The organism is Salinarchaeum chitinilyticum (assembly GCF_055390775.1).
This window is the reverse complement of sequence record NZ_AP043888.1, coordinates 1,998,143-2,022,313: the sequence shown is the minus strand read 5'-3', so window position 1 is coordinate 2,022,313 and position 24,171 is coordinate 1,998,143. Positions and strand designations below refer to the sequence as shown.

Annotated in this window: 22 protein-coding genes; 13 read left to right on the top strand and 9 right to left on the bottom strand. The window is 68.6% G+C overall.

The window, feature by feature from the left end:
• Positions 1–9 precede the first annotated feature (9 nt).
• From ACZ5KP_RS09730 to ACZ5KP_RS09715, 4 genes are all read left to right on the top strand, one after another.
• The gene (locus ACZ5KP_RS09730; RefSeq protein ID WP_460921971.1) at positions 10–2,205 is read left to right on the top strand and encodes a beta-glucosidase; all 2,196 of its coding nucleotides are present in this window, start codon (positions 10–12) and stop codon (positions 2,203–2,205) included.
• A gap of 193 nt (positions 2,206–2,398) precedes the next feature.
• Positions 2,399–2,587 (top strand): hypothetical protein, encoded by a 189-nt coding sequence (locus ACZ5KP_RS09725; protein ID WP_460921973.1) that lies wholly within the window; start codon positions 2,399–2,401, stop codon positions 2,585–2,587.
• Between the two features lie 168 nt (positions 2,588–2,755).
• Positions 2,756–4,594, top strand: a complete 1,839-nt coding sequence (gene arcS / locus ACZ5KP_RS09720) for an archaeosine synthase subunit alpha (RefSeq protein WP_460921975.1) — start codon at positions 2,756–2,758, stop codon at positions 4,592–4,594.
• Between the two features lie 89 nt (positions 4,595–4,683).
• Positions 4,684–5,340 carry an HAD family hydrolase gene (locus ACZ5KP_RS09715; RefSeq protein WP_460921977.1) on the top strand — a complete coding sequence of 219 codons (657 nt, stop codon included), beginning with the start codon at positions 4,684–4,686 and terminating at the stop codon, positions 5,338–5,340.
• A 33-nt stretch (positions 5,341–5,373) separates the two neighbouring features.
• On the opposite strand, the gene ACZ5KP_RS09710 is transcribed toward ACZ5KP_RS09715, so the two are convergent.
• Positions 5,374–5,694 carry a winged helix-turn-helix domain-containing protein gene (locus ACZ5KP_RS09710; protein WP_460921979.1) on the bottom strand — a complete coding sequence of 107 codons (321 nt, stop codon included), beginning with the start codon at positions 5,692–5,694 and terminating at the stop codon, positions 5,374–5,376.
• A 108-nt stretch (positions 5,695–5,802) separates the two neighbouring features.
• On the opposite strand from ACZ5KP_RS09710, the gene ACZ5KP_RS09705 reads away from it, so the two are divergent.
• From ACZ5KP_RS09705 to ACZ5KP_RS09685, 5 genes are all read left to right on the top strand, one after another.
• Positions 5,803–6,078 carry a hypothetical protein gene (locus ACZ5KP_RS09705; RefSeq protein WP_460921981.1) on the top strand — a complete coding sequence of 92 codons (276 nt, stop codon included), beginning with the start codon at positions 5,803–5,805 and terminating at the stop codon, positions 6,076–6,078.
• A gap of 151 nt (positions 6,079–6,229) precedes the next feature.
• Positions 6,230–8,020 carry a pyruvate kinase gene (gene pyk, locus ACZ5KP_RS09700; RefSeq protein WP_460921983.1) on the top strand — a complete coding sequence of 597 codons (1,791 nt, stop codon included), beginning with the start codon at positions 6,230–6,232 and terminating at the stop codon, positions 8,018–8,020.
• A gap of 69 nt (positions 8,021–8,089) precedes the next feature.
• Complete coding sequence (locus tag ACZ5KP_RS09695) at positions 8,090–8,428, top strand: DUF7312 domain-containing protein (RefSeq protein ID WP_460921985.1); 339 nt, start codon at positions 8,090–8,092, stop codon at positions 8,426–8,428.
• A gap of 84 nt (positions 8,429–8,512) precedes the next feature.
• Positions 8,513–9,106: an NfeD family protein gene (locus ACZ5KP_RS09690; protein ID WP_460921987.1), complete on the top strand. Its 594-nt coding sequence runs from the start codon at positions 8,513–8,515 to the stop codon at positions 9,104–9,106.
• A 93-nt stretch (positions 9,107–9,199) separates the two neighbouring features.
• Positions 9,200–10,342: an SPFH domain-containing protein gene (locus ACZ5KP_RS09685; protein ID WP_460921989.1), complete on the top strand. Its 1,143-nt coding sequence runs from the start codon at positions 9,200–9,202 to the stop codon at positions 10,340–10,342.
• A 107-nt stretch (positions 10,343–10,449) separates the two neighbouring features.
• On the opposite strand, the gene ACZ5KP_RS09680 is transcribed toward ACZ5KP_RS09685, so the two are convergent.
• Positions 10,450–11,034, bottom strand: coding sequence for a DUF7097 family protein (locus ACZ5KP_RS09680; protein WP_460921991.1), 585 nt, complete (start codon positions 11,032–11,034; stop codon positions 10,450–10,452).
• Positions 11,035–11,321: 287 nt separating this feature from the next.
• Between ACZ5KP_RS09680 and thsA the strand changes: the two genes are divergently transcribed.
• Positions 11,322–13,007: a thermosome subunit alpha gene (gene thsA, locus ACZ5KP_RS09675; protein WP_460923424.1), complete on the top strand. Its 1,686-nt coding sequence runs from the start codon at positions 11,322–11,324 to the stop codon at positions 13,005–13,007.
• A gap of 142 nt (positions 13,008–13,149) precedes the next feature.
• Here the strand turns inward: thsA and ACZ5KP_RS09670 are convergent, their stop codons facing one another.
• The 4 genes from ACZ5KP_RS09670 to ACZ5KP_RS09655 form a co-directional block, all read right to left on the bottom strand.
• Positions 13,150–13,719 carry a GNAT family N-acetyltransferase gene (locus tag ACZ5KP_RS09670; protein WP_460921993.1) on the bottom strand — a complete coding sequence of 190 codons (570 nt, stop codon included), beginning with the start codon at positions 13,717–13,719 and terminating at the stop codon, positions 13,150–13,152.
• Positions 13,720–13,721: 2 nt separating this feature from the next.
• Positions 13,722–14,039 carry a cupin domain-containing protein gene (locus ACZ5KP_RS09665; protein ID WP_460921995.1) on the bottom strand — a complete coding sequence of 106 codons (318 nt, stop codon included), beginning with the start codon at positions 14,037–14,039 and terminating at the stop codon, positions 13,722–13,724.
• An 81-nt stretch (positions 14,040–14,120) separates the two neighbouring features.
• Positions 14,121–15,671 (bottom strand): MATE family efflux transporter, encoded by a 1,551-nt coding sequence (locus tag ACZ5KP_RS09660; RefSeq protein WP_460921997.1) that lies wholly within the window; start codon positions 15,669–15,671, stop codon positions 14,121–14,123.
• Positions 15,668–16,399, bottom strand: a complete 732-nt coding sequence (locus tag ACZ5KP_RS09655) for a TetR/AcrR family transcriptional regulator (protein WP_460921999.1) — start codon at positions 16,397–16,399, stop codon at positions 15,668–15,670. The genes ACZ5KP_RS09660 and ACZ5KP_RS09655 overlap by 4 nt, the downstream gene beginning before the upstream one ends.
• A 153-nt stretch (positions 16,400–16,552) precedes the next feature.
• Here ACZ5KP_RS09655 and ACZ5KP_RS09650 point away from each other — a divergent pair, with 153 nt between their 5' ends.
• From ACZ5KP_RS09650 to ACZ5KP_RS09640, 3 genes are all read left to right on the top strand, one after another.
• Positions 16,553–16,996 (top strand): acyl-CoA thioesterase, encoded by a 444-nt coding sequence (locus ACZ5KP_RS09650; protein WP_460922001.1) that lies wholly within the window; start codon positions 16,553–16,555, stop codon positions 16,994–16,996.
• Between the two features lie 852 nt (positions 16,997–17,848).
• Positions 17,849–18,004 carry a hypothetical protein gene (locus ACZ5KP_RS09645; protein ID WP_460922003.1) on the top strand — a complete coding sequence of 52 codons (156 nt, stop codon included), beginning with the start codon at positions 17,849–17,851 and terminating at the stop codon, positions 18,002–18,004.
• A 355-nt stretch (positions 18,005–18,359) separates the two neighbouring features.
• A complete protein-coding gene (locus tag ACZ5KP_RS09640) occupies positions 18,360–18,803 on the top strand; it encodes a DUF3054 domain-containing protein (protein ID WP_460922005.1) in 444 nt (147 codons plus the stop codon).
• Here the strand turns inward: ACZ5KP_RS09640 and ACZ5KP_RS09635 are convergent.
• The 3 genes from ACZ5KP_RS09635 to ACZ5KP_RS09625 all read right to left on the bottom strand — a co-directional run bounded on the left by ACZ5KP_RS09635 (position 18,759) and on the right by ACZ5KP_RS09625 (position 24,089).
• The gene (locus tag ACZ5KP_RS09635) at positions 18,759–20,057 is read right to left on the bottom strand and encodes an MFS transporter (protein WP_460922007.1); all 1,299 of its coding nucleotides are present in this window, start codon (positions 20,055–20,057) and stop codon (positions 18,759–18,761) included. The genes ACZ5KP_RS09640 and ACZ5KP_RS09635 overlap by 45 nt on opposite strands.
• A gap of 426 nt (positions 20,058–20,483) precedes the next feature.
• Positions 20,484–21,515, bottom strand: a complete 1,032-nt coding sequence (locus ACZ5KP_RS09630) for a hypothetical protein (protein ID WP_460922009.1) — start codon at positions 21,513–21,515, stop codon at positions 20,484–20,486.
• A gap of 159 nt (positions 21,516–21,674) precedes the next feature.
• Entirely contained in the window at positions 21,675–24,089 is a 2,415-nt protein-coding gene (locus ACZ5KP_RS09625; RefSeq protein ID WP_460922011.1) for a midas domain-containing protein, read from the bottom strand.
• Positions 24,090–24,171 lie beyond the last annotated feature (82 nt).

The window sequence follows — 24,171 nt, the reverse complement described above, 5'->3', positions numbered from 1 at the left end:
TTCACACTCATGGACCACCAGACCGACCGCGTCCGGGAGCTCGTCGACGAGCTCACGCGAGAGGAGAAGCTATCGCTCGTCCACGGCGACGTGGACCCGACACGCACTGCGACCGGCTATCTGCCGGGCGTCGAACGCCTCGACGTCCCCGACTTCCGGCTCGTCGACGGCCCGCTCGGCGTCCGGGTGCCCGGGGAACCCGCGACGGCGTTTCCGGCGCCGCTGGCGGCCGCGGCGACGTTCGATCCCGAGCTGTCCCGGAAGAAGGGAGCAGCCATCGCACGCGAGGCGCGGGCGCTCGATCAGGACGTGCTGCTCGCGCCGGGGCTCAACCTCATCCGGGTACCCCACTGTGGACGCAACTTCGAGTACTTCAGCGAGGATCCAGTGGTGACGGGGGCGTTCGCCGCCGCGTCCGTCGAGGGCGTCCAGTCCGAAGACGTGATCGCGACGCCGAAACACTACGTCGCGAACAGCCAGGAGACCGACCGCGCCGTCGTCAGCGCGGACGTCTCCGAGCGCGCGCTCCGGGAGTGCTACCTGCCGGGATTCGAGGCCGCCGTCGAGGCGGGTGCGGGATCGGTGATGACCGCGTACAACCGCGTCAACGGCACGTACATGTCCGAGCACCGGGAGCTGGTCACGGACGTCCTGAAAGACGACTTCGGGTTCGACGGGTTCGTCGTCTCGGACTGGTACGGCACCGAGAGCACCGTCGACGCCGCAAACGCCGGCCTCGACCTCGAGATGCCGGGTGTGCCCATGCACCTGATGATGGCCGGGGCAGCGGAGGAGGGCGACGGCGGTGACGCCGACGGCGAAGGAGTGGCGGACGCCGGTGGGGAAGCGGACGGCGAGCCCGACGCCTCGCCGGAGGAGATGGACTTCGGCGAGTTCGAGGGCGGCATGCCCGACCCCGAGAACCACGGCCAGTTCGCCGAGGCGCTGGGCGAGGCCGTCGACGCCGGCGAGGTGCCCGAGTCCCGCCTCGACGACATGGTCGCGCGCGTGCTCGGCCAGATGGCAGCGTGTGGCGCGCTCGACGACACCCAGATCCAGGGCGAGCTGGACACCGACGAGCACCGCGAGCTCGCCACGGAGATCGCGAGCCGGGGGCAGGTCCTGCTCGAGAACGACGGCGTCCTCCCGATCGCTGACGACGCCGACGTCGCGCTGATTGGGCCGAACCTCCACGAGCCGACGCTGGGCGGCGGGGGCTCCTCGGAGACGACGCCTGTCGAGGCGACGCCGACCGCCGAGGGCGTCGAAGCCCGCGCCGAGTCAGGCGGCGGCTCAGTGAGCGTCGCGCGCGGTGTCCCCGAGATCGAGGACCGGTCCTTCTTCGACCTCGGCGGGGACGACGAGGACGAGCCCGAGCCCGACGTCTCGATCGACGACGCGGTCGCGGCCGCCGAAGCCGCCGACGTCGCAGTCGTGGTCGTCCGCGATCGCGCGACGGAGGCCGCGGATCGCGAGTCCCTGGAGCTCCCCGGCGAGCAGGACGAGCTCGTCGAAGCGGTCGCGGCTGCCAACGACCGGACCGTCGTCGCGGTTCGCTCCAGCGGCCCGGTCGAACTCCCGTGGCGCGAGGACGTCGCTGCGATCGTCGCGTCGTGGTACCCCGGACAGGCCGACGGTGAGGCGCTGGCCGCGCTCTGCTACGGCGACGTCGATGCCTCCGGGCGGCTGCCGGTCACGTTCGCTCCGGAAGCGGAGTACCCAGCGGGCGAGCCCGAGCAGTACCCGGGCGTGGACGGCGCCGCGACCTACGAGGAAGGCGTCTTCGTGGGGTACAAACACTTCGACGCGGGGCGTGGGAGCGCTACCTACCCCTTCGGCCACGGCCACTCCTACGCGGCCTTCGAGTACCGCGACGTGGAGGCTGTCGACGACTCGACGATCGCAGTGACCGTCGCGAACGTCGCCGACCGTGACGGCCGCGAGGTCGTCCAGGCCTACGTGCGGCCGCCCGAAGCTGACGGCGAGACCGACGGCCCCGATCGCCCCGTGCGCGAGCTCGGCGGCTTCGCCGCGGTCGACGTCCCCGCCGGCGAGGCGGTCCGCGTCGAGCTCGAGCTGGACGAGCTGGCGCTCGAACACTACGACGAAGCGGGCGACGGCTGGACGACGCCGGCCGGCGAGTACGCCGTGGAAGTCGGCCGCTCTGCGGGCGATCTGCGCCTCGAGACGGCGATCGAACGATAGCTTAGCGACGCCGGCCGTCGCCACTCCTCTCGCCGGCCGATCGTCGCTCGATCCGACATCCGATCCGTCTCCCGCACGCAGTCGCTACGAACTCGCCGCCTCGGTCGAGATCCGGGCCAGCAGTTCGCCAGTTTTCACGTCCATTGTCAACACTTATCACAGTTCGCGGCGTAGCTGCTCGTTGGGCCAGCCCATGAGCATCAAAGACGCGGTCCAGAACCTGCTCGGTGGCTCGGACGACGCGAGCGAGACGTCGACCGAGACGCCGGACGAACCCCCGACCCACCGCTGTCAGAGCTGTGGCGAGGAGTACTACGCCGATCCGGAGATGGAGATCACCTCGTGCCGGAGCTGCGGCGGCGTCAAGATCGAGCGGCTGTAGATCGCGTCGCTCCCGTCGTTTTTCACCGCGGGATCGTCGTTCGCACGGGCTCGATCGCAAGCCAACGAATTCTCTCACTCATTCTCACTCACACTCACTCTCGCCGTGCGTCGCCCCTCGTCCAACAGACCGACACGCCTATTCGCCGAGCGGTGCCGAGACTGGGGTATGACGGAGTACTTCGAGGTCCACGAGCGCGACGGGGCGGCCCGTGCCGGCGAGCTTCGCCTGGCAGATGCGCTTCTCACGCCCGCGCTCGTGGACGGCGGTCGCGACCGCGACGGCGTCCTCGCGGACGCGGGCAGTCTGTGGAGCGAGGAGCGCGACGTGCCCGACGCAGGCGCGGACGACGTCCTCACCGTCCTCCCATACCGCGGGTTCCCAGCAGGCACCGACCCCGAGGTGCAGTCCTCGTTCCAGCCCGAGTACCCCGACGTCGACTACCCCAGCGCCGCAGTCGTTCACCAGGACACAGCCGCGGCGCTGGGCCAAGACGCCTACGTGCTCTCGACCGCGCAGGGGATCGTCGGCCACGCCGCCGCGTTCGTCGACGCGATCGTCGCAGTCAGGGAGGCGATCGAGCCGGATTCGGCGCTCTACCTCCCGGGCGTCGCCACCCCCGGAAACGTCGCGACGCTCGCGTACGCGGGCGTGGACCTGTTCGACGCCGACCGGGCGGTCGTCAGGGGAACGCAAGGCTGGTATCTCACGGCCGACGGCGAGCAGCGGATCGGCGAGCTGGAGGGCGACGAACTGCCCTGCCCCTGTCCGGCCTGTCGCGGCCCCGCCAGCGAGTTCGACCGGGAGGACTGCGTCGAGCACAACGTCGCGGCGCTGCGCGCGGAACTCGCACGCGTTCGCGCGAAGATCCGGAGCGGAACGCTCCGGGACTACCTCGAAGGGCAGGCCCGCCACGAGCAGTGGTACACGGCCGTGTTCCGCCGGCTCGACCGGCAGTGGAGCTACCTCGAGGAGCGGACCCCGCTGGTCCGCCGCGCGGAGATCACCGCGGCGAGCGAGGACACCCTCCGCCGCGTCGAGATTCAGCGCTACGCCGAGCGCGTCACCTCGCGCTACCGACCGCGCTTCGACTCCTACCCGCTCGTGCTCGTGCCCTGCTCTGCATCGAAACCCTACAGCGACTCCCAGAGCCACCGACAGTTCCACGACGCGATCGACTTCCGGGGCCACGTCGTCTCGATCACGAGCCCGATCGGGGTCGTCCCCGCCGAACTCGAACTCACCTACCCCGCCCAGCACTACGACTCGGTGGTCACCGGCGACTGGTCGGAGACGGAGGTCGCGTTCGTCGCGCGCGTCCTCGCGGCCTATCTCGAACGGGCGGACTACCCCCGGATCGTCGCGCACGTCCCCGAGGACTACCGGCCGATCGTCGAGCGCGCGATCGCAGAGCTCGGCGGGGGCGAGCACGAGAATGGCGCCGACGACGATCCTGCCGACCTCCCCGTGGAGTACACCGTCGCCGACCACCCGACGACGGTGGAATCTCTTTCGAACCTCCGGGACGCCCTCGACGGCGAGCTTCGCTACAGCAGGGGCCAGCGCTACCGCTCGATCGTCCGCGGGATCGCCGACTACATGCTCGGTGACGGCGCTGGCGACGAGCTCTTCGAGGACGTCACCGTCCACGGCCGCTACCCCAAGCTGCAGGTCGACCGGGCCGACGCGAGCGAGCGATCCGACGAGGGGCAGCTCGCCGCCGTCGTCCCGCAGTACGGCACGCTGGCGTTCACGCTCGAGGGCGCGAAGCAGTGGGTCGAGTCGGACGCGCCGGTCAAGCGCGTCGAGATCGACGAGTTCGTCCCCCACGGCAGCGCGCTCGCGCCGGGCGTCGTCGACGCGGACGAGGAGATCCGTCCCGGCGACGAGGTGATCGTCGAGGGGCCGCTGGCGTTCGGCGTCGGCCGCGCCGTGACGTCCGGGCCGGAGATGGTCCGGAGTTCGCGGGGCGTGGCGGTCGACGTGCGCCACGTCGAGGAGCGGTGAAGCGGGCTCGAAGAGAGCCGACGAGCACAGACGAGTCGCCGCGATCGGTCACCGAGGGATGCAAGTGCCCGGCCGACCGATCCGGCGGCATGGCCGACACCGCAGTCTGGTTCGACCTCGACGGCACGCTCTGTCAGTTCGACCAGTCCTTCGACGTGTTCGTACGAGACGCGCTCGTCGCCTCGGGGGTCCGGAACCCGCCGGAGGCCGCCCACGACGTGTTCGCCGAGCGGATCTTCTCCGCGCTGGAACAGTGTGAGGCCGAGCCGTTCGAGCTCGCGTTCGAGGCCGTCGCCGCGGAGCTCGGCGTCAGCGTCGATCCGGCCGAGGCAGCCACCGCCTACCGCGAGATCGAGGTCGAGTCGACGAGCCTGGTCGACGGCGCCCGGGAGACCGTCGAGGCAGCGGCGGACCGCGCGGCCGCCGTCGGCGTCCTCTCCAACGGCGAGGGCGAACTCCAGCGCGAGAAGCTCGCCGCTCACGGGCTCGAGGACGCCTTCGACGCCGTCGTGATCTCCAACGAGATCGGCGTCCGCAAACCCGACACGGAGATATTTGCGACCGCTGCCGACCGGCTCGCTTCGAACGGCGTCGAGGCCACCGAGCACGTCTACGTGGCCGACGAGTACGAGACCGACGTCGGCCCGGCGGAGCAGGCCGGCTGGACGGCGATCCACGTCCGGAACGACGAGGGGCCGTCCGCGAGCGTGAACCGGCTCGGGTCGCTGGAGACGCTGTTGTTGTAGGAATTCGCGTCTGGCCGCTTCCAGGGCGGTCTGTTACTCGGCGAGGCGCTGCAACGCCACGCCATCGAGTTCGTAGCACTTCGTAGCTACCGGGGAGTCCGCCGTCCGGTACCGCGTTCCACTGCTCGCGTCGACGGGCTCGGCGACGCCGAGTGCCACGAGATCGTCGATGTGGTTGTAGACGCTCTTGCGGGAGATTCCGGCGTTCTCGGCCAGCTCTGCTATCGTGAACTCCCGCGAGCGCTTCCCGACGAATACGGAGATGAGCTTCACGCGCGCCGTGTCTCCCAGCAGTTCGACGAGCGGCGTCCCATCGGCGTAGGCCTCCGCTTCGCCGGATTGCGTCGTCGCCATGGGGAGTACTACGGTTCCCATCGGTCAAAAGTGTGTTGTGAAATCCTCCATCTGTGAAAATATTTTCATACTCGGGTTTATCCAGGACGACGCGGCGAAATCGTGCCGATGGACGACCAGGCAATCAAGAACGAGATCGTCTACACGATGGTCCGAAAGCGGGTGACCGGCGGCCACAAGAAGCAGGTCACCACGCTCGTCGGGATGGCACTCCCGTCCCATCTGGAGGGCCGCGGCAAGGACCTCGTGGACGATCTCGTGCAAGTGGGCGTCGTCGAGCGATACGGCGGCGGCCATCGTGCGAACGTCCGGCTGTGCAGCCTCGACGCCGGAATCTCTTATCTCGAGCGCAACGACGGTGAGGTCCCGTTCGGATTCGACTGAGGACGAGCGGGTCGGTCGAACGCGCCGGTCGACCGATCGACCAATTTCGCGACTACTACCCCGCTCCAACTGGCGGATTCGCCACCGCGCGCCGGGAACGGCGGAGCGGCCAACCACCGTGTTTTTCCCGGGGTCCGTCCATAGCTCTCGCATGCGCAACGCGAAAATCGTCTGCACGCTGGGGCCTGCCTCCGGCTCCCGCGAGACAATCCGCGAGCTGGCCCAGGCCGGGATGTCCGTCGCCCGCCTGAACGCCAGCCACGGGAGCCGGGAGGATCGACGCGCCATGATCGAGCGCGTCCGGTCGGTGGACCGGGAGCTCGATCGGCCCGTCGCCGTCATGCTGGACCTCCAGGGGCCGGAGATCCGAACCGCGCCGCTCGAGGAGCCCATCGAACTCGAGACCGGGTCGATGGTCCGCTTCGCCGAGGGGGACGACGCGACGCCCGAGGAGGTCGGGCTGTCGATCCCGCTCTCTGGCGTCGAGCCCGACGATCAGGTGCTGCTCGACGACGGCCGGATCGAGACGATCGTCGCCGAGGTCGACGGCGACGAGGTGGTCGCCCGCGTCGTCAGCGGCGGCGAACTCGGCGGCCGGAAGGGCGTGAACGTCCCCGGCGTCGACCTCGAACTCGACGTCGTCACGGAGAAGGATCGCGCGGACCTCGAACTCGCGGCGGATCCGGGCGTGGACTTCGTCGCGGCGAGCTTCGTTCGGGATCGCGAGGACGTCCTCGCGGTCAACGGCGTCCTCGAAGACGTCGGCGCGGACGTCCCGATCATCGCGAAGATCGAGCGCGCGGGCGCCGTGGACAACCTGGAGGGGATCGTCGACGCCGCCTACGGCGTGATGGTCGCCCGCGGCGACCTCGGCGTCGAGTGCCCGATGGAGGACGTTCCGATCATCCAGAAGCGGATCATCCGGGAAGCCCGCTCGGCCGGCGTTCCCGTCATCACCGCGACGGAGATGCTCGACTCGATGATCGCCGAGCGCCGGCCGACCCGTGCGGAGGCCTCCGACGTCGCCAACGCCGTCCTCGACGGCACCGACGCGGTGATGCTCTCCGGCGAGACCGCCATCGGCGCACACCCCGTCCGCGTCGTCGAGGCGATGGATCGGATCGTCCGCGAGGCCGAGGAGAGCGACGAGTACGCCGAGCTCCGGGAGCAACGGGTCCCCGCCGCGGGTGAGAGTCGCACGGGCGCGCTCGCTCGCTCGGCCCGCTTCCTCGCCCGGGACCTCGGCGCCACGGCGGTCGTGGCCGCCTCCGAGTCAGGCTACACCGCGCTCAAGACCGCGAAGTTCCGACCCGGGGTCCCGGTCGTCGCGACGACGCCCAGCGAGACCGTCCGCCGGCAGCTCGCGCTCTCCGGCGGCGTCATTCCGATGACCCGATCCTTCGTCGAGGGCGGCGCGGACAAGGTGGTCGAGACCTCCGTCGAGTCCGCGCTGGCCGCCGGCGTCGCCAACAGCGGTGACACCGTCGTCGTGCTGTCGGGCATGATGACCGAGCTCGAGGGTGCCCAGACGACGAACATGCTGAAAGTCCACGTCGCCGCCGAGACCGTCGCGACCGGGCGCTCCGTCGTCGCCGGTCGGGTCAGTGGCCCCGTCTCGCGCGCTCCCGACGGCGACCTGACGTCGGTCGAGGCCGGCTCGCTCCTGGTGCTCGACGAGTCGTTCGACGCCGAGTTCACCGGCGACGCCGCCCGACTCGCCGGCATCGTCGACGCCCGGGAAGGCATGACCGGCTACCCGGCGATGGTCGCGCGGGAGCTCGACCTGCCGATGATCAGCGGCGCACCGGTCGACGACTGGATCGAGGCCGGCGACGTCGTGACCCTCGACGCCGAGCGCGGCGTGGTCTACGCCGGCAACATCGATCGCGGGCGCGACGGTCGGCGGGCGGATCCCGACCGCGACCGGCCAGATACCCCCTGATCGGCCCGGGGACGGTGCATTTCGCGACGGGACGCGCCCTTTTTGCGTCGGGAGCACCGAACCGACTGTATGAGCGACGGGTCCGACGGCGTCGGATGGGACGACGAGCACGGCGAGGACGCCGGTCGGGGCGGGGACGCTGATCGGGCCGTCGGCGACGATCGCAACGGGGGCGATCGCAGGAACGAGGATGGCGACCATCGAGCCGAGGACGGCGATCCCAGCGCCGAGGAAGCGGAGTACGAGCCGTCGATTGCGGGGGTGTTCGGCGCTCGACCGGACGACGCACCGCCGCGACGGCCGATCGTGCCCGAGACGCCGGAGCTCGAGAACGTCGCGTTCGTCCTGCTGGGCGTCCTGCTGGGGCTGTTCGTGATCTATCGGGCGGCCGTGGTCTTCGGCGGCTGATCGGCGTGCCGCCCGGCGACGGCGCCGCGATTTCACGTCGTGGCCAGCGGAAGGATTAATCGGCCGGGGCGGGAAGCTGTAGCCATGGCAGTCTTCGGGTTCGAGTTGCCGGTCCTGCTGATGCTGATCGGGCTTGGCCTCATGATCGCCGAGGCGATGTCGCCGGGCGCCCACCTCATCGTACTCGGCGTCGCCCTGCTCTTCGCGGGGATGCTCGGCGTCGTGGTCACGCCGCTGGCCTCGCCGATCGCGCTCGCGGGCACCACGCTGGCGATCGGCGCGATCGCACTGTTCGTCTACCGCGAGTACGATCTCTACGGGGGGACCACCGCCCAGACGAGCAGCTCGGACTCGCTACGCGGTGCGACCGGACGCGTCGTCGACCGCGTCACAGAGACCGACGGCCGGGTCAAGCTCGAAGACGGCGGCTTCAACCCCGTCTACCAGGCCCGTGCCGTCGATCGAGAGATCGAGGAGGGCGAGGAAGTGATCGTCGTGGACCCCGGCGGCGGCAACGTCGTCACCGTGACCGCGCTGGAGGGGCTCGAGGACGACGAGATCGACCGAGAACTCGCCCGAGAGACCGAGGCGGGAGCACAAAGCGACGACGAGTCGGTCGGGGACGAGGGAGACGGCGACGGCACAGTCGAGGAGCGCGGCTCGCACTCGAGCGTGTAGCGCCGTCGACGACCGCAACAGCCCGACCGCGGTGCGAGAGACGCGATCGCCGGGCTGCAAGGATTTTTCACCCGGCTGCTTGAAGAAGGAACTATGATCGGGGTCCTCCCGCTGCAAGCAGTCACACAGGGCGCGACGATCGTCGGCGCCGTCCTGTTGATCCTCGCGATCGTGGCGGTCGCGAGCTCCATCGAGATCGTGAACGCCTACGAGAAGCGCGCGCTCACCGTCTTCGGGGAGTACCGAAAGCTCCTCGAACCGGGCATCAACTTCGTGCCGCCGTTCGTCTCGAAGACCTACACCTTCGACATGCGAACCCAGACCCTCGACGTCCCCCGCCAGGAGGCGATCACGCGGGACAACTCGCCGGTCACCGCCGACGCGGTCGTCTACATCAAGGTGATGGACGCCAAGAAGGCGTTCCTCGAGGTCGACGACTACAAGAACGCCGTCTCCAACCTCGCCCAGACCACGCTGCGGGCCGTGCTCGGCGACATGGAGCTGGACGACACGCTCAACAAGCGCCAGCAGATCAACGCCAAGATCCGCACTGAACTTGACGAACCCACCGACGAGTGGGGGATCCGCGTCGAGTCCGTGGAGGTCCGCGAGGTCAACCCCTCGCCGGACGTCCAGCAGGCGATGGAGGAACAGACCTCCGCCGAGCGCCGTCGCCGCGCCATGATCCTCGAGGCGCAGGGTGAACGCCGGAGCGCGATCGAGACCGCCGAGGGTGACAAGCAGTCCAACATCATCCGCGCCCAGGGGGAGAAGCAGTCCCAGATCCTCGAGGCCCAGGGTGACGCCATCTCCACCGTGTTGCGCGCCCGCTCCGCGGAATCGATGGGCGAGCGCGCGGTCATCGAGAAGGGGATGGAGACTCTCGAATCGATCGGCCAGGGCGAATCCACGACGTTCGTGCTCCCACAGGAGCTGTCCTCGCTGGTCGGCCGCTACGGCAAGCACCTCACCGGCTCGGACGTCCAGGGCGACGGCGCGGAGCTCGACTCGCTCGATTTCGACGCCGAGACCCGCGAGATGCTCGGGCTCGACGACATCGACGAGATCCTGCAGAACATCGACGAGGAGGCCGACATGCAGGGCGCGATCGAGGAAATCGAGGAGCAGGCCGAGGCCGTCAAGGAGGGCCAGACCTCCGCGAACATCAAGGACCCCGACGAGGTCGTCGACGAGGCCGACGACGAGTTCGAGTTCGACGACTCGAAGGACTCCTGACGCGCTTCGTTTCGAGACTGTCGTCCTGCGTTTCGCCGATCGGCGCGGAGAGACAACGGCGCTGACCGGTCGAAATGCGCGGATTTAGCCCGTCAACGAGACGCTTCTCACTCCTCTCCGAACCGCTCAGCAGCGGTGTCGAAGCTGGCTTCCTCGAACTCCTTACCGCGTCGTTGTTCCCGCACGGCCATCGCCTCCGGATCGGGCGAGACGTCGTCGTCGATCCGCGCCCAGGACTTGTGGACCTTGGTGTGACACCACCGGCAGAGTGCGACGGTCACCTCGTGGTCGCACTCGTCTCCGTCTCGCGGCTCCGTGCCGTCACCGCTCGATCGGTCCGAGCCGCTTGGCGCCTCCTCATCGGCGTAGGAGAGGTGGTGTTCCTCGATCAGCGGTCGGTCGCCGGAGTGGGCCATCCGGCGTTCCTCGAGCCCGCAGCGGCGACACTCCTTTCCGTCGGTCGTGGCGGTGAAGTTCGGGCACTCGCTGGCCTCCCAGTCCCGGTCTGCGTCGGGATTCACGACGGGACAGCGGTACTCGTCGTCGCGGCGCTGCTCCGCGAACGTCGGGTCCTCGGTGAACCGCTCGAACGCGAACCGGCAGGTCCCCTCGTCGGTGCAGTGATCGCAGCGGTCGACGTGCAGATAGGGGTCGTCGACCCCGACCGGGGTGCCCGTCGGCGTCTCCTCCATCGACTACGACGTCCGGTCGGATCGACCAAAAGCCCTCCGAGGTGTGACGGTCTATCGGCCGTGCCGACGCAGCTGTCCCAGTGCAGTGGACATCGAGGAGGATATCGGGGAGGGTGTCGGGGAGGGTGTCGGGGAGGGTGTCGGGGCACACGGCATCGTATATAAACCCACGCCCGTCACGGAGTAACACACCCGCTGAGGGCGCCCCCGTCCCGCGATGTCGCGATCGTGTACGGAACATTTATATAGAATCACAATCAATCCTCCAGATAGCCATGTCACAGCAGATGGGCAACCAGCCGCTGATCGTACTCTCCGACGACAGCCAGCGCACGTCGGGGAAGGACGCCCAGTCGATGAACATCACGGCCGGCAAGGCCGTTTCCGAGTCCGTCCGGACCACACTCGGTCCGAAAGGGATGGACAAGATGCTCGTCGACTCCACGGGCAACGTCGTCGTCACGAACGACGGCGTCACTATTCTCAAAGAGATGGAGATCGAGCACCCCGCGGCCAACATGATCGTCGAGGTCGCGGAGACCCAGGAGAGCGAGGTCGGCGACGGGACGACGACCGCCGTGGTCGTCGCCGGCGAGCTGCTCAAGAAGGCCGAGGACCAGCTCGACCAGGAGATCCACGCGACCACGCTCGCGCAGGGCTACCGCCAGGCCGCCGAGGAGGCCAAGGCCGCCCTCGAGGACATCGCCATCGACGTCGAGGAGTCCGACACCGAGATCCTCGAGAACATCGCCGCGACGGCGATGACCGGCAAGGGCGCGGAGAACGCCCGCGACCACCTCGCCAGCCTCGTCGTCCAGGCGGTCCGCTCCGTCGCCGACGAGGACGGCATCGACACTGACAACATCAAGGTCGAGGACGTCGTCGGCGGCGCCATCGAGGAGTCCGAGCTCGTCGAGGGCGTCATCGTCTCGAAGGAGCGCGTCCACGACGACATGCCCTACGCGGTCGAGGACGCCAACGTGGCCGTGCTCGACGACGCACTCGAGGTCCGCGAGACCGAGATCGACGCCGAGGTCAACGTCACCGACCCCGACCAGCTCCAGGAGTTCCTCGACCAGGAGGAAGAACAGCTCAAGGAGATGGTCGACGACCTCGCCGAGGCCGGCGCCGACGTCGTCTTCGCACAGGACGGCATCGACGATATGGCCCAGCACTTCCTCGCCCAGGAGGGCATCCTGGCCGCACGCCGCGTCAAATCCAGTGACGCCGGCAAGCTCGCCCGCGCGACGGGCGCGAACGTCGTCTCCAACGTCTCCGACATCGAGGCCGACGACCTCGGCTTCGCGGGCTCCGTCGCCCAGAAGGACGTCGGCGGCGACCAGCAGCTCTTCGTCGAGGACGTCGAGGAGGCCAAGTCCGTCACCCTGATCCTCCGTGGTGGCACCGAGCACGTCGTCGACGAGGTCGAGCGCGCCATCGAGGACGCGCTCGGCGTCGTCCGCACCACGCTCGAGGACGGCAAGGTCGTCCCCGGCGGCGGTGCACCCGAGATCGCGGTCGGCCTCGCGCTGCAGGACTTCGCCGACTCCGTCGGCGGCCGCGAGCAGATCGCCGTCGAAGCGTTCGCCGAATCGCTGGACGTCATCCCGCGCACGCTCGCGGAGAACGCTGGCCTCGATCCGATCGACTCCATCGTCGAGCTCCGCTCCGAGCACGCCGACGGCGACTCCAACGCCGGGCTCGACGCCTACACCGGCGACGTCACCGACCTCTCCGAGGACGGCGTCGTCGAACCCCTCCGCGTCAAGACCCAGGCCATCGAGTCCGCCACCGAGGCGGCCGTGATGATCCTGCGCATCGACGACGTGATCGCCGCTGGTGACCTGAAAGGTGGCCAGGTCGGCGACGATGACGACGCAGGCGGTCCCGGCGGTCCCGGTGGCGCCCCCGGCGGAATGGGCGGCGGCATGGGTGGCATGGGCGGTATGGGCGGCATGGGCGGCGCAATGTAGCGCAGGCCACCGCCACGCTCACCACCTGACCCACTGCGGTTCTGTACCGACCGACGACCGATCCGCTCCGATCGGCTCCCCACCCGATCGCGGCGATACGAATTTCCGTCGGCCGACCCGCTTTGATCGGCCGTTTTCTCGGTTAGAACAGCTCCTTTCTGTAGAGTAGCACGTCGTACTCTCGCCACTGCACCGAATCCGCCTGCTCGTAGCCGAAGGACTCGTAGAGCCGCTGGGCGCCGTCCTGCCGAGCGGTCGTGTCGAGCACGAGCACCTCGTAGTCGAGCTCGCGGGCGCGCTCCTCCAGGCGTTCGACGAGCTGCGTGCCGATCCCCTGCCGCTGGAACGCCGGGTCGACGCGCATCCGCGTGATCTCGGCGGCGGGGCCGTCGTCCTGGCGGACGATCTGATCGGCCTGGAAGGTCCCTTCACCGATCGGTTCGAGGGCGCCCATGCCCACGATTCGCTGCTCGGAGGAGGGACGATCGCCGGCGTCCGCATCGCTTTCGTCGTCGGGGACCGTCTCGGCGACGAGGAAGTCCCCGCCGACCTCGACGTAGTTCGTCTCGACGTCTTCGAGGTCCTCGTCCATGCCCGCCTCGACCGCATCCTCCGCGTAGGCGTCGACCTGCCGGAGCGCAACCTCGTTGAGCTCTCGGATGCGGGGTGCGTCGGCGGCCTCGGCGCGGCGGATCGCGATCTCCTGGGGCACGATTACGGCGCGCCGACGAGGACCCACTGGCTGTCCTCCTCGACCTCGATGGATCGCGAGGCGTCGGCGTCGATCCGGACGGCGTCGCCCGCCTCCATCGCGACCTCCTCGCCTTCGATCGTCACGGTCGCGGCACCCTCGAGTAGGACGTAGACCTCCTCCTGGCCGTCCTCGGCGTGGTCGTGCTCCATGCCGTCCCAGCCCGCTTCGGCGTCGAGGACGGTGACGCCGAGGTTCTCGGCGTCGAGTGCGTCGCGAAGGAAGTGCATGCCCGGTGCGGCCGGCTCGACGGATTCGTAGTTGACGGTGTCGTATGCCATCGACCGGGGGTTCGTGAGCCAGCCACTTCATGGCTGGTCAGCCGGCGAAGGAGACGGATCGGCGAGCGCGTCTCGTAGCGATCAGTCGTCGGCGGCCGGCGCCGCGGAGGGATCGTCCGTGAGGTCCGCCTCGCGCCAGGTTCCCCGGGAGAACCACGCGTAGGCGAGGGCGGCGGCGGCGACGTTCGAGATCGTGAACGCCACCCAGATTCCGGTCTCGGCCATCGAGGCCGCCATGAGGTCCGCGATCACGGTGCCGGCGAGGACGTCCGTGGCGACGCGGCCGATCACGGGGAGGTCAATGGCGATCGTGGAGACGTCGATCGATCGGGAGGCGACCCACGCGATCGGAACGCGGATGCCGGCGAGCATGATGATCGCGAGCGCGGCGGCGGTGAGCGTGCGGCCGGCACCGCGGAACCCGCCGGAGTAGGCACGGACCACGCCGATGAAGCCGAACGTCGGTGCCGTCCAGCGGAGGAAGTCGGCGCCGACCCTGACGACCTCCGGATCGTCGTCGAACACGCGGACGATCTGGGGCGCGAAGACGAACACGATCACGCCGACGCCCGCGAGGATCAGGAAGGAAACCTTCGCGGCGAAGTGGTTCGCGACGGCAGCGCGATCGGGTTTGCCGGCACCGATGTTCTGGCCGGTCATCGTCTCGACGCCGCGGTCGACCGCGATCGCGGGCATGAAGATCAGCGAGAAGATCCGGACGCCGACGCCGAAGGCCGCGACGACCGGCGTCGCGAAGGTCCCGACGACGAACAGCATCATGTTGACCGAGATCGAGCGGCCCGTTCCCTCGACGGTCGCCGGGCCGCCGATGCGGACCAGGCGCCGCGCGTAGCCGGGATCGGGCACCATCTCACTGAGCCGGATCTGGATGCCGTGGTAGCCACGGAACATGATCGTGACGCCGACCAGCATCGCGACGATGCGGGAGAACACCGTCGCGATGGCGGCGCCCTGCACGCCCAGCTCCGGGAACGGGCCGACCCCGAAGATCAGGAACGGGTCGAGCACGACGTTGAGGATCACCGTCCCGAGCATGACCAACATCGGCGTCACCGTGTCGCCGGCACCCCGCATCAGGTCGATGAACACGATGAAGCCGAACATCGCGAACAGCCCCAGCGACATGACCTCGAGGTAGTTCGTGGCCTGCGGGGCGACGTCCGGCTGCGCGCCGAGCGCCCGGACGAACCGGCCGACGAAGAAGTAGCCCACGGAGCCGAGCACGACCGAGAACAACAGCGCGTACGTGACCGTCTGCGAGGCTGCGAACTCCGCCTGCTCGTACTCCTCGGCACCGGTGTGCTGGGCGACGAGGACGCTGCCCGCCACCGCGACGCCCATCCCCAGCGAGATGAGGAAGAAGACGAGCGGGAACCCGAAGGTCACGGCCGCGAGCGCCTCGGTGCTGTACTGGCCGAGCCAGAACGTGTCGGCGAGGTTGTACGCGACCTGCAGGAGGTTGGTGACGACGATCGGCGCCGAGAGATAGAGCAGCGGCTTGCCGATCGGGCCGTCGGTCAGCTCGAGGTTCTCCTGGTCACGGAACGGCGCAGCCAGCGTGTTGCCGGCCGAGCGGAGCCGCTGCCGGAGCCGATCGAGCCGTCCGCTCACTGCGATCCCTCCGCGACGGATCCGTCGTCGCCGTCCTCTCCGCTACCGTCGGTGACCGGCGGCTCCGCGGATCCGGCGGCGCGACTGGCTGCCGGCTCGCGGCCCTCGACGAGCAGGTGGTCGTCGACGTAGTCGTTCAGCGACGCGATCGCGCATTCCACGGGTGCGTCGGCGACGACGTGGCGCGTGCCCGCGCCGTCGAACACCGTGAGCACGAACTGGCCGACGTGGTCGGGATCGACCGAATCGCGGTAGATGCCTTCGGCTTGCCCCGCTGCGACCAACGCGCTGACGGTGGTCGTGACGAACTCGTCGAACTGGCGGATCTGCTCCTGGAAGGCGTCCTGATAGGGCACCTGTGCCTTGATCTCCATCAGCGCAGTCCGGAACTCCCGGGCGTCGCCGTCCGCTGGCGGATGGAGGGCGGCGTCGATAAACGCCCGGAGCTGCTCGTCGGGATCGACGTCCGCGTCGACGGTCCGCGCCGCTTCCGCGTCGTCCTCGCGCGCGGCGTCGAGCCGGTACTCGCCGAGCCGGTCGTCGAACGAATCGTAGAGGTGCTCGAGAAAGGCGACCAGCAGCCCCTCCTTGTCGTCGTAGTGGTAGTGGAGGGCGGCCTTGCTGCGGTCGGACTCCTCCGCGATATCCCGCATCGTGAGATCCGCATAGCCGTGTTCGCAGAGCGCCCGAAACGTGGCGCCCATGATGTCTTCTGCAGGATCGTCCATCACCGTAGCTGACCAACCGGTCAGTCAAAAGAGTTCTGAAAGACAAGGGCCGTGTCGGTAGCTCGCATCCCCTACAAGCCCGCCCCCGCACGCGATTCGGCAGCGAGGATCCCGCTCCCCAACCCTCATGCGTCCGGCAGCCGATTTGCTCGCATGCCCACGCTTCTGGACACCTACATCGAGAACCGCCACCGCGTGCAGCCCAACCACGCCAACACCGTCGGCACCGCACACGGTGGCAACGTGATGAAGTGGCTCGACGAGGTCGGCGCGATGTCGGCGATGCGCTTCGCCGCCGAGACCTGCGTCACCGCGCGGATGGACCCCATCGAGTTCCACCGCCCGATCGGCGTCGGCGACGTCACCGTCATCGAATCCTACGTCTACGAAACCGGCGAGACGAGCGTCCGCGTCCGACTCACCGCCGATCGCGAGGACCCCCGCACCGGCGAGCGCGAACGAACGACCACCTCCCACGCCGTCTTCGTCGCCGTCGACGAGGACATGCAGCCGACCGAAGTCCCTGACCTGACCGTCGAGACCGAGCGCGGCGAGAACCTCCGTGCTGCAGCCCAGGAGTCCCGCGAAGAGTACTGAGCAGCCGCCAAACGAACGGCAGCAGCCGCCACACCTCACAGCTGCTTCCACCGTCCACCGGGGTTTCGCGACCTCTCCAAACCACCATCGGGTGGGACTGGAAGGGGCCGACCGGTCGACGATATCTGACGACGTAAGCACCGGAAGGAGGGAGCGAAGCGACCGACTGAGGAGCACAGCGAGTCAGGATCGGCGAGCGGGAGGGGGCTTCCAGGCTGTTCGCGGTCGCGGCCCCAACTCCAGCGGACGCTGGATCGATCCCTCGCGAACTTCGCGGCAATTGCCCCAGACGGTTCAAGCCCGAGTATTTTCGAGGTGCCGGACCGGGACAGAGTCGCCCTCGCGATTGGCGACGAGGTAACTGTCCATGAGGCTCGAGAACAGATCAAGGCGGACCTCGGGCTCGTCGACGCGGAGGAAGCCCCGAGGAGCCACCGCGAGTGGGCAGATGGGTGTCGACGACTAAATGTTGGCTCGTTATTAACGGGTCGCGATTGATTGACACCTCGGCGACAGCAAGTGATTGAGGGGTCTTCAGCATGTATCGATATCAGAGATAAATGGAAATGGAATTTTTTTGATAAAACCGTGGCTTATATGTTGGTGGAAATAATATGAATTGGTAATGGATGGAAATCAATACCGGACGACAGATATACTCCTGCTTCTTTTTGCAATAGTGTTTATTCTACTTGATGGATTTTCATCATCACCAACCTGGTTTTCTTCCTTCGAAATACTTGGAATTCTGATCGCATTATTTGTCCTATTTAGAGAATTATACCATCTAACGACGTAGGCTATCCATCAGTAGCAGTAACGAAAAACGTGTAAAAACTACTCCTCGTCGGTGTGGTCCCAGGAGCCGATACTGTCGAAGAACTCCTCCTCCTCTTCGTCGACGTCGACGAGGAGATGCAGCCCACGGAGGTCCCGGATCTGACGGTCGAGACCGAGCGCGGGGAGAACCTCCGCGCTGCTGCTCAGGACTCCCGCGAGGAGTACTGAGCAGCCGCCACCTGACGACAGCGGCCGCCCTGCCCACCGCAAACGTTGCTTCCACCGTCCACCGGGGTTTTGCGCCACTCGGCCATCACCACAGGGTGGGACTGGAAGGGGCCGACCGATCGTCGGTTTAGGGGACGCAAGCACTGGACTGAACGAGCGAAGCGCGTGGTTCGAAAGAGCGAAGCTCTTTCGCCATCTCGAAAATCTTCGATTGTCGGCGACAGCAAGCATAAACCGACGATCGGGAGGGGCTTCCAAGCTGTTTGCTGTCGCGGTCCCAACTGCACTGACGGGTCAACAGCCGTTCCCTCCCCAATTTCGCAGGCTCTATCCTCCAGGCCGCCCAAGTCCGATCATGTTCGAGGTGCCGGACCGAGACGCGCTCGGCCTCGCCGTCGGCGACCACCTCACGGTGATCGCGATCGTCGGATGGGGCGTCGTCGACCACAACGGCGTGGCCGGGCTGACCGACCCGACGGAACTCCTGCGGACGATCGGTCCGTTTCTGGCCGGGTTCGCCGTCGCCGCACTCCTCGTGGGCTGTTACGAGCCGACGCGAACCGCGACCGCAGCGACGCAGCTCCGATCGGTCGCGGCGGCCGCCGTCGGCGCGGTCGGACTCGGGCTCGTGATTCGCATCTCGCCGCTAGTGGCGGGCGGTGCCGCGTGGCCGTTCCCGCTCGTGATGCTCGGGACGATCACGGTCGGGCTGCTCGGCTGGCGAACCGTCGCGCTCGCCGTCGGCCGCTATCGCTCAGGCGTGACCGAGGCGGCCGGTGGCGAGCCCGCCGGCGAGTAGCGCCGCGACTGCTGCGATAGCGGCCAGTCCGGCGAACAGCACGCCGGCAGTGGCAACCGTGAGCAGCCCGCCAGCGAGCGCGCCGCCGAGCGCACCGATACCGAACACGCAGAGGTAGGTGAGTCCGTACGAGGCGCCGCGTGCCGCCTCGGGAGTGTACTCGGCGACCGCCGCCTGGTAGAGGGGCTGGACGACGAACAGCGCCCCGCCGAGCAGCGCGGCGATCGCGAGCAACGGCACGGCACCGGCCGCCGCGGCGATCGGGAACGCCAGCGCCAGCACCGCCAGTCCGACGAAGGCGACGGCAATTCCGCGCTCCGGCGCGACGGTATCTGAGAGCCGGCCGCCGACGAGCTGGCCGACGACGCCGACGGCGAGCACGCCGACGTAGACCAGTCGCGACGCTGGCAGCTCCCTGCTCCCGAGGTCGACCGGCGTCAGCCACTCGAGGTCGGCCAGGATCTCCGGGAGGAAGGTGAGCGCGCCGCGGTAGTACAGCCCGGAGGCGATCACGATCGCGAGCACGACGAGAAACGGGCCGCCGACGACCGATCGGATCGTGGCGAGCTCGTCGCGCAGGGACCTGGGCTGGGATTCGGAGTCGGCCGCGCCGCCGTCCGGCGTCGCCTCGGCAGCTGTGTCGGCGTCGGTACCAGCCTCGGCCGATTCGACGTCGAGCAGCGTGGCCGCCGTGCCGACGAGGAGCGCACCGATCCCAAGCACCACGGCGACGGTCTGCCACGCGACGACTTCGAGCAGCAGGATCGTCACGAGCGGGCCGACCGCGATCCCGACGTTCCCCGCCGCGCCGTGGAGTGCGAACCCGCGGCCGCGTTGCTCGACGGCGGTGCTGAGCAGCGTCAGCCCCGACGGATGGTACGCGCTCGCGGCGACGCCCCAGCACGCGAGCGCCAGCGAGATGGCCCAGATCGGCCCCGGCACGCCCAGCGGGGCGACGCTCTCGATTGGGAGCCAGCCAGCGCCCCCGACGAGCAGGAACGCCGCGCCGGAGCCGAGCAGACTCGCACCGATCAGCCTGCTCGCGCCGACGCGATCGGCGAGAATCCCCGCCGGGAGTGCGCCGGCGCCGAAGCAGCCGTAGGCGATCGTCGCGACGACGCCCAGCAGCGCCGGCGTGACGGCGTACTCCGAGAGCCAGACCGAGATGAGGATGGGGATCGACAGCTCGTGGGCGTGGACGAGCGCGTGGGACGCCGCCGCGGTACCGACGACGCGTCGATCCTCCGATTGCACGGATGAGCAGCGCTACGAGTGGGGGTCGTTTGAATGCGTTGGGAGGCGAACGTTTGGTGGGTTTCTCGCTGGAGAACGGACGCAACGAACCGCTCGGAAGCCCCCTCCCGCTCGACGATCCTGCCTCGCTGTCGTCCGAGAGAGCAGAGCTCTCTCGTGATCAGACGGGAGCAAAGCTCCCGTCGACCTCGCGGGATCGAAGATCCCGCTCAGTCACGAAAGGCGCTGTGCGCCTTTCGAACGACGGTCCTCAGTCGCTACGCTCCTTGCGGTCCTTACGTCGGTACGATCGCCGAGCGGTCGGCCCCTTCCAGTCCCACCCAGAGGTACGTTCGGTAGTGTCGGTGCATGGGACGACGCGGCTGCACTGAAGAGTGGACCCCAGCGAAGCGCCGCCGTAGGGATCCGGACTGCGCGTGCGGAAACTCAGGACACCGACAGCGCGGTCTCGATGTCCTCGCCGGCGATCAGCGAGCGGACGCGCTCCTCCGGGGAGTCCGTCTCGACGACGTTCTCCATGAGCACCGTCTCGCTCGGGAACAGCTTTGCCCCGAGATCGAGCCCGTGGTCGCGGGCCGTCGACCCGGTGACGGTGAGGTAGACGCCCAGTCCCGCGTCGGCGATGGCGGCCTCCTCCTCGCGACCGTTCTCGGGGTGAACGAACTCGACGCCCTCGATGGCGTCGGTGCCGAGCACGGCGGCGACGAGGCGTTCGTACCGCGGCGAGACGCAGAGTGGCCCCTCGTACTCCGTGACGAACTCGCGGTCGAGATCGGCGGGCTGTCCCCCATCCGAACGTCGTAGCTCTGGCGTCCCGAGCAGCGTGTGATAGACCGTGTCGCCGAGTCCGGTCGCGACCCGGACGTCGGTGTCCTGTGGGTCGATCCGGGCGTTGAGGTCCGCGATCGTGGTGAGTGGCTCGGGCCGCAGTTCGACGACCTCCTCGAGGACGAGGTCGGCGCTGTCGAAGGCCAGTGGCACCTCGTGGGTTCGCACCGCGCGGAATGGCTCCTCGCGGCCGACCAGCCGGATCGCGACGCCGTCGATCCACAGCGTCAGCGCGTCGAAGACGATCCGGCGCGGGCGACCGGCGCGGTCGTCGCGGAGCAGCGTGAACTCGGGACGGTAGGGAACCTCGAGATCGCTGTACTCGGCGAGCCGGTCGTAGACCGATTCATCGGCGTTCGCGTCGTCCTTCGTGATCTCCTTCTCGTAGCGCAGGGTCGAGATGACCTCGTCGGCGACCTCGGCGACCGTTGGGGCGTCCTGGGGATTCCCGTGGCCGTCGCTCGAACGATCGACCTTCGCGGCGTCGCCCGTGCGATCGGCGCCACTCGACGGAGCCTCGTCGCCGGCAGGGGCGGCGCTCGCGTCGCCGGCCCGGTCGGCGAGTCGCCCGAGGACGGCCTCCAGCGGGCGACCCTTGCGTGGCACTGCGACGTCGACCGGCTCGCTCATGTCCAGACGGCCGCGACGACCGACTTTACCCGTTGCGTTTCCGATCGAACCGTGATCGGGCGCTGACCGGCAGGTCACCCGAACGAACCGATCTGCAGAACGGAGCGACGGATCGAGCCGTAGTCGCGACCGCGACGTGATCGACAGTGAGACCGACGGTCAGTCCGTGAACATCTCGCCGAGCTGGCTGCGCCACTGCTTGATGTCCTCGACGTCGGAGGAGAGGGAGTCGACCTCGTCCTCGAGCGCGGAGAGCTCGTCGAGGCGGCTGCGGAGTTCCTCGACGTCGCCCTGCAGGTCCGCCTCGAGGTCGTCGACGTGGGTCTCGACGTCGTCCACCGACCCCTCGACGGTGCCGACTCGGTTCTCCACGCCGTCCACGCGGCCCTGGACGCTGTCGACGCTACTCCGGACGCTGTCGACGTTGCTCTCGACGCTCCCGAGTCGTTTCCGGACGTCGTCGACGGACGCCGACACGTCGTTCGTCGTCGCTTCGACGTCGTCCACGGACGTCTGCAGGTCGTCGATCTCGCCGGTCGCCGACGCGAGGTCCTCCTCGACGCCGGCGACGTCGTCGGCGACGTCGTCGACGTCCGTGGTGACCGCCGAGACGTCGTCGTCGAGATCGCCGACCCAGCCGGTGAGGTCCTCGACGTCGGTCGTCACGTCGTCGACGTCGCCCTCCACGGCGTCGAGCTGCTCGGCCATCCCGTCGACCTCCGCGTCGAGCGCCGCAACGTCCTCGCGGAACTCCTGGATGAGCTGCTCGCCGGTGCCCTCCTCGTCGAGGAACTGTTCCATCGCGTCCGCGTAGGCCGCCACCTCGTCGACGCGGCCCTGGAGGTGGCTCAGGCGCGCTTCGACGCTGCCGCCACTCGTCGCAGCGTCGGCTTCGTCGTCGCCGACGTCGAGTGCGTCCTCGAGCGCCTCGCGCTCGTCGTCGGGCACGTCGCCGGACTCCAGTTCGGCGGCGAGCGCCCCGGCCAGCGAGTCGTACTCGGCGAGCGCGTCGGCGGTCGCTCCGGTGACGGCGGGTTCCACACTCGCATCCGCCTCGTCCGTCGATTCGTCGGCAGCTGCGTCGTCCGTCTCGGCCGCGGCCGCAGCGGGCGCTTCGGCCTCCGCGTCGGCGACGGCTTCGTCGACGGCCGCCTCGATGCCGCTTTCGGCCGTCTCATCCTCGGGCGCCGCCGCTTCCTCGGCCGCCTCCGCTTCGGCTGCCTCCGCTTCAGCCGCCTCGTCCGCCGAGTCCGCGTCGTCGAGTTCCGCCTCGGTTTCGGTCGCGTCGTCCGTCTCTGCCACTGCATCCGGCGCTTCCTCGGCGTCCGCCTCGACGACGTCGGAGGCATCGGCGTCGTCCTGGGTCTCCTCGTCCGCCAGTGCTTCGTCGTCCGCCGGAGCTTCCTCGTCCGCCGATGCTTCCTCGTCGAGCACCGCCTCGTCGTCCACCGTCTCTTCGTCCTCGCTCGCAGCCTCGTCTTCGGAGGCCTCCGCGTCCTCGTCGGCCACTGTGCTCTCTCCGTCCTCGTCCTCCGATACAAGTTCCTCGTCGGCAGCCGGCTCCGCGTCCGTCACGTCACCCTCCGCGTCGTCGTCCTCGCCACCGAGGTCGAGGATCGGCTCGTCGTCCTCGGGCGCGAGCGGGTCGTCGGATTCAGCCTCGCCCACCGCCGCGTCGTCCGCGGTCGCTGCAGCCGCATCCTCGTCCTCGGCGGCGTCCACCTTCTCCTCGGCTGCGTCGACGTCGATCTCGATCTCCGGCGCGTCGTCGGCCGCGTCCGCTTCCGCCGCATCCCCCGTCGATTCGTCGGCAGCTTCGTCGCCCTCCGCCGCGGCAGCATCCGTCTCGAGATCATCGAGGTCCTCGTCGCCGAGCCCCAGGTCGAGGTCCACGTCGTCGGCGTCCTCGAGATCGTCCTCGGCCTCGTCGGGCGCCGCCTCGCCGAAGTCGAGGTCGATGTCCGGCACGTCCTCTTCGCTCGCACCCGCCGGGTCGGCCTCTGGCTCGTCGGCGGTCTCGTCGGGCTCCGTGTCGACGTCGCCGAGATCGAGGTCGAGCCCGTCGTCGAGATCGTCGGCGGCGACGTCGTCCTCGCCGCCGATCATCTCCTTGACCGCTTCGTCGTCCTCCGCGGGCGCGATGTCGTCGATGGTCGTGCCGTCGATGGACTCGCCCTCGCCGGGTTCGAGCGTGACGCCGTCACCCGCCGGGCTGACTTCCGCGATCTCGGGATCGGTCATGAACGGGCCGGCCTCGCTGGGGTCGTCGATCCTGATGCCGTAGACCGTCTCGATCTCGTCGTCGGGCTCGATCGTGCGCTCGTACTCGACGTGGTGGTCCTGGAACGCCGCCCAGTTGTCGCTCTCGTAGTCGGGGTGAAAGCCGACGCCGTCCATCGGGAACTCCTCGGGGATCGTCTCCGAGAGCCGGACGGAGACGGTCTCCGACCGCTCCGACGCGATCAGGAATCTGATCGCCGGAACGGGGAAGTCGTCCGCACTGAACTCCTTCTGGACCGTGATCCCGTTGTCGGACACGGTGATCTCGTCGTCGGGGGCGCCCTCGGTACTCATATGGGGTACGTTCCCCGAGCACGCCTATAAATGGAACGACGGGGGGCACGTCCCGCCAGCCAAACGCGAGTGGAAGTTTCGA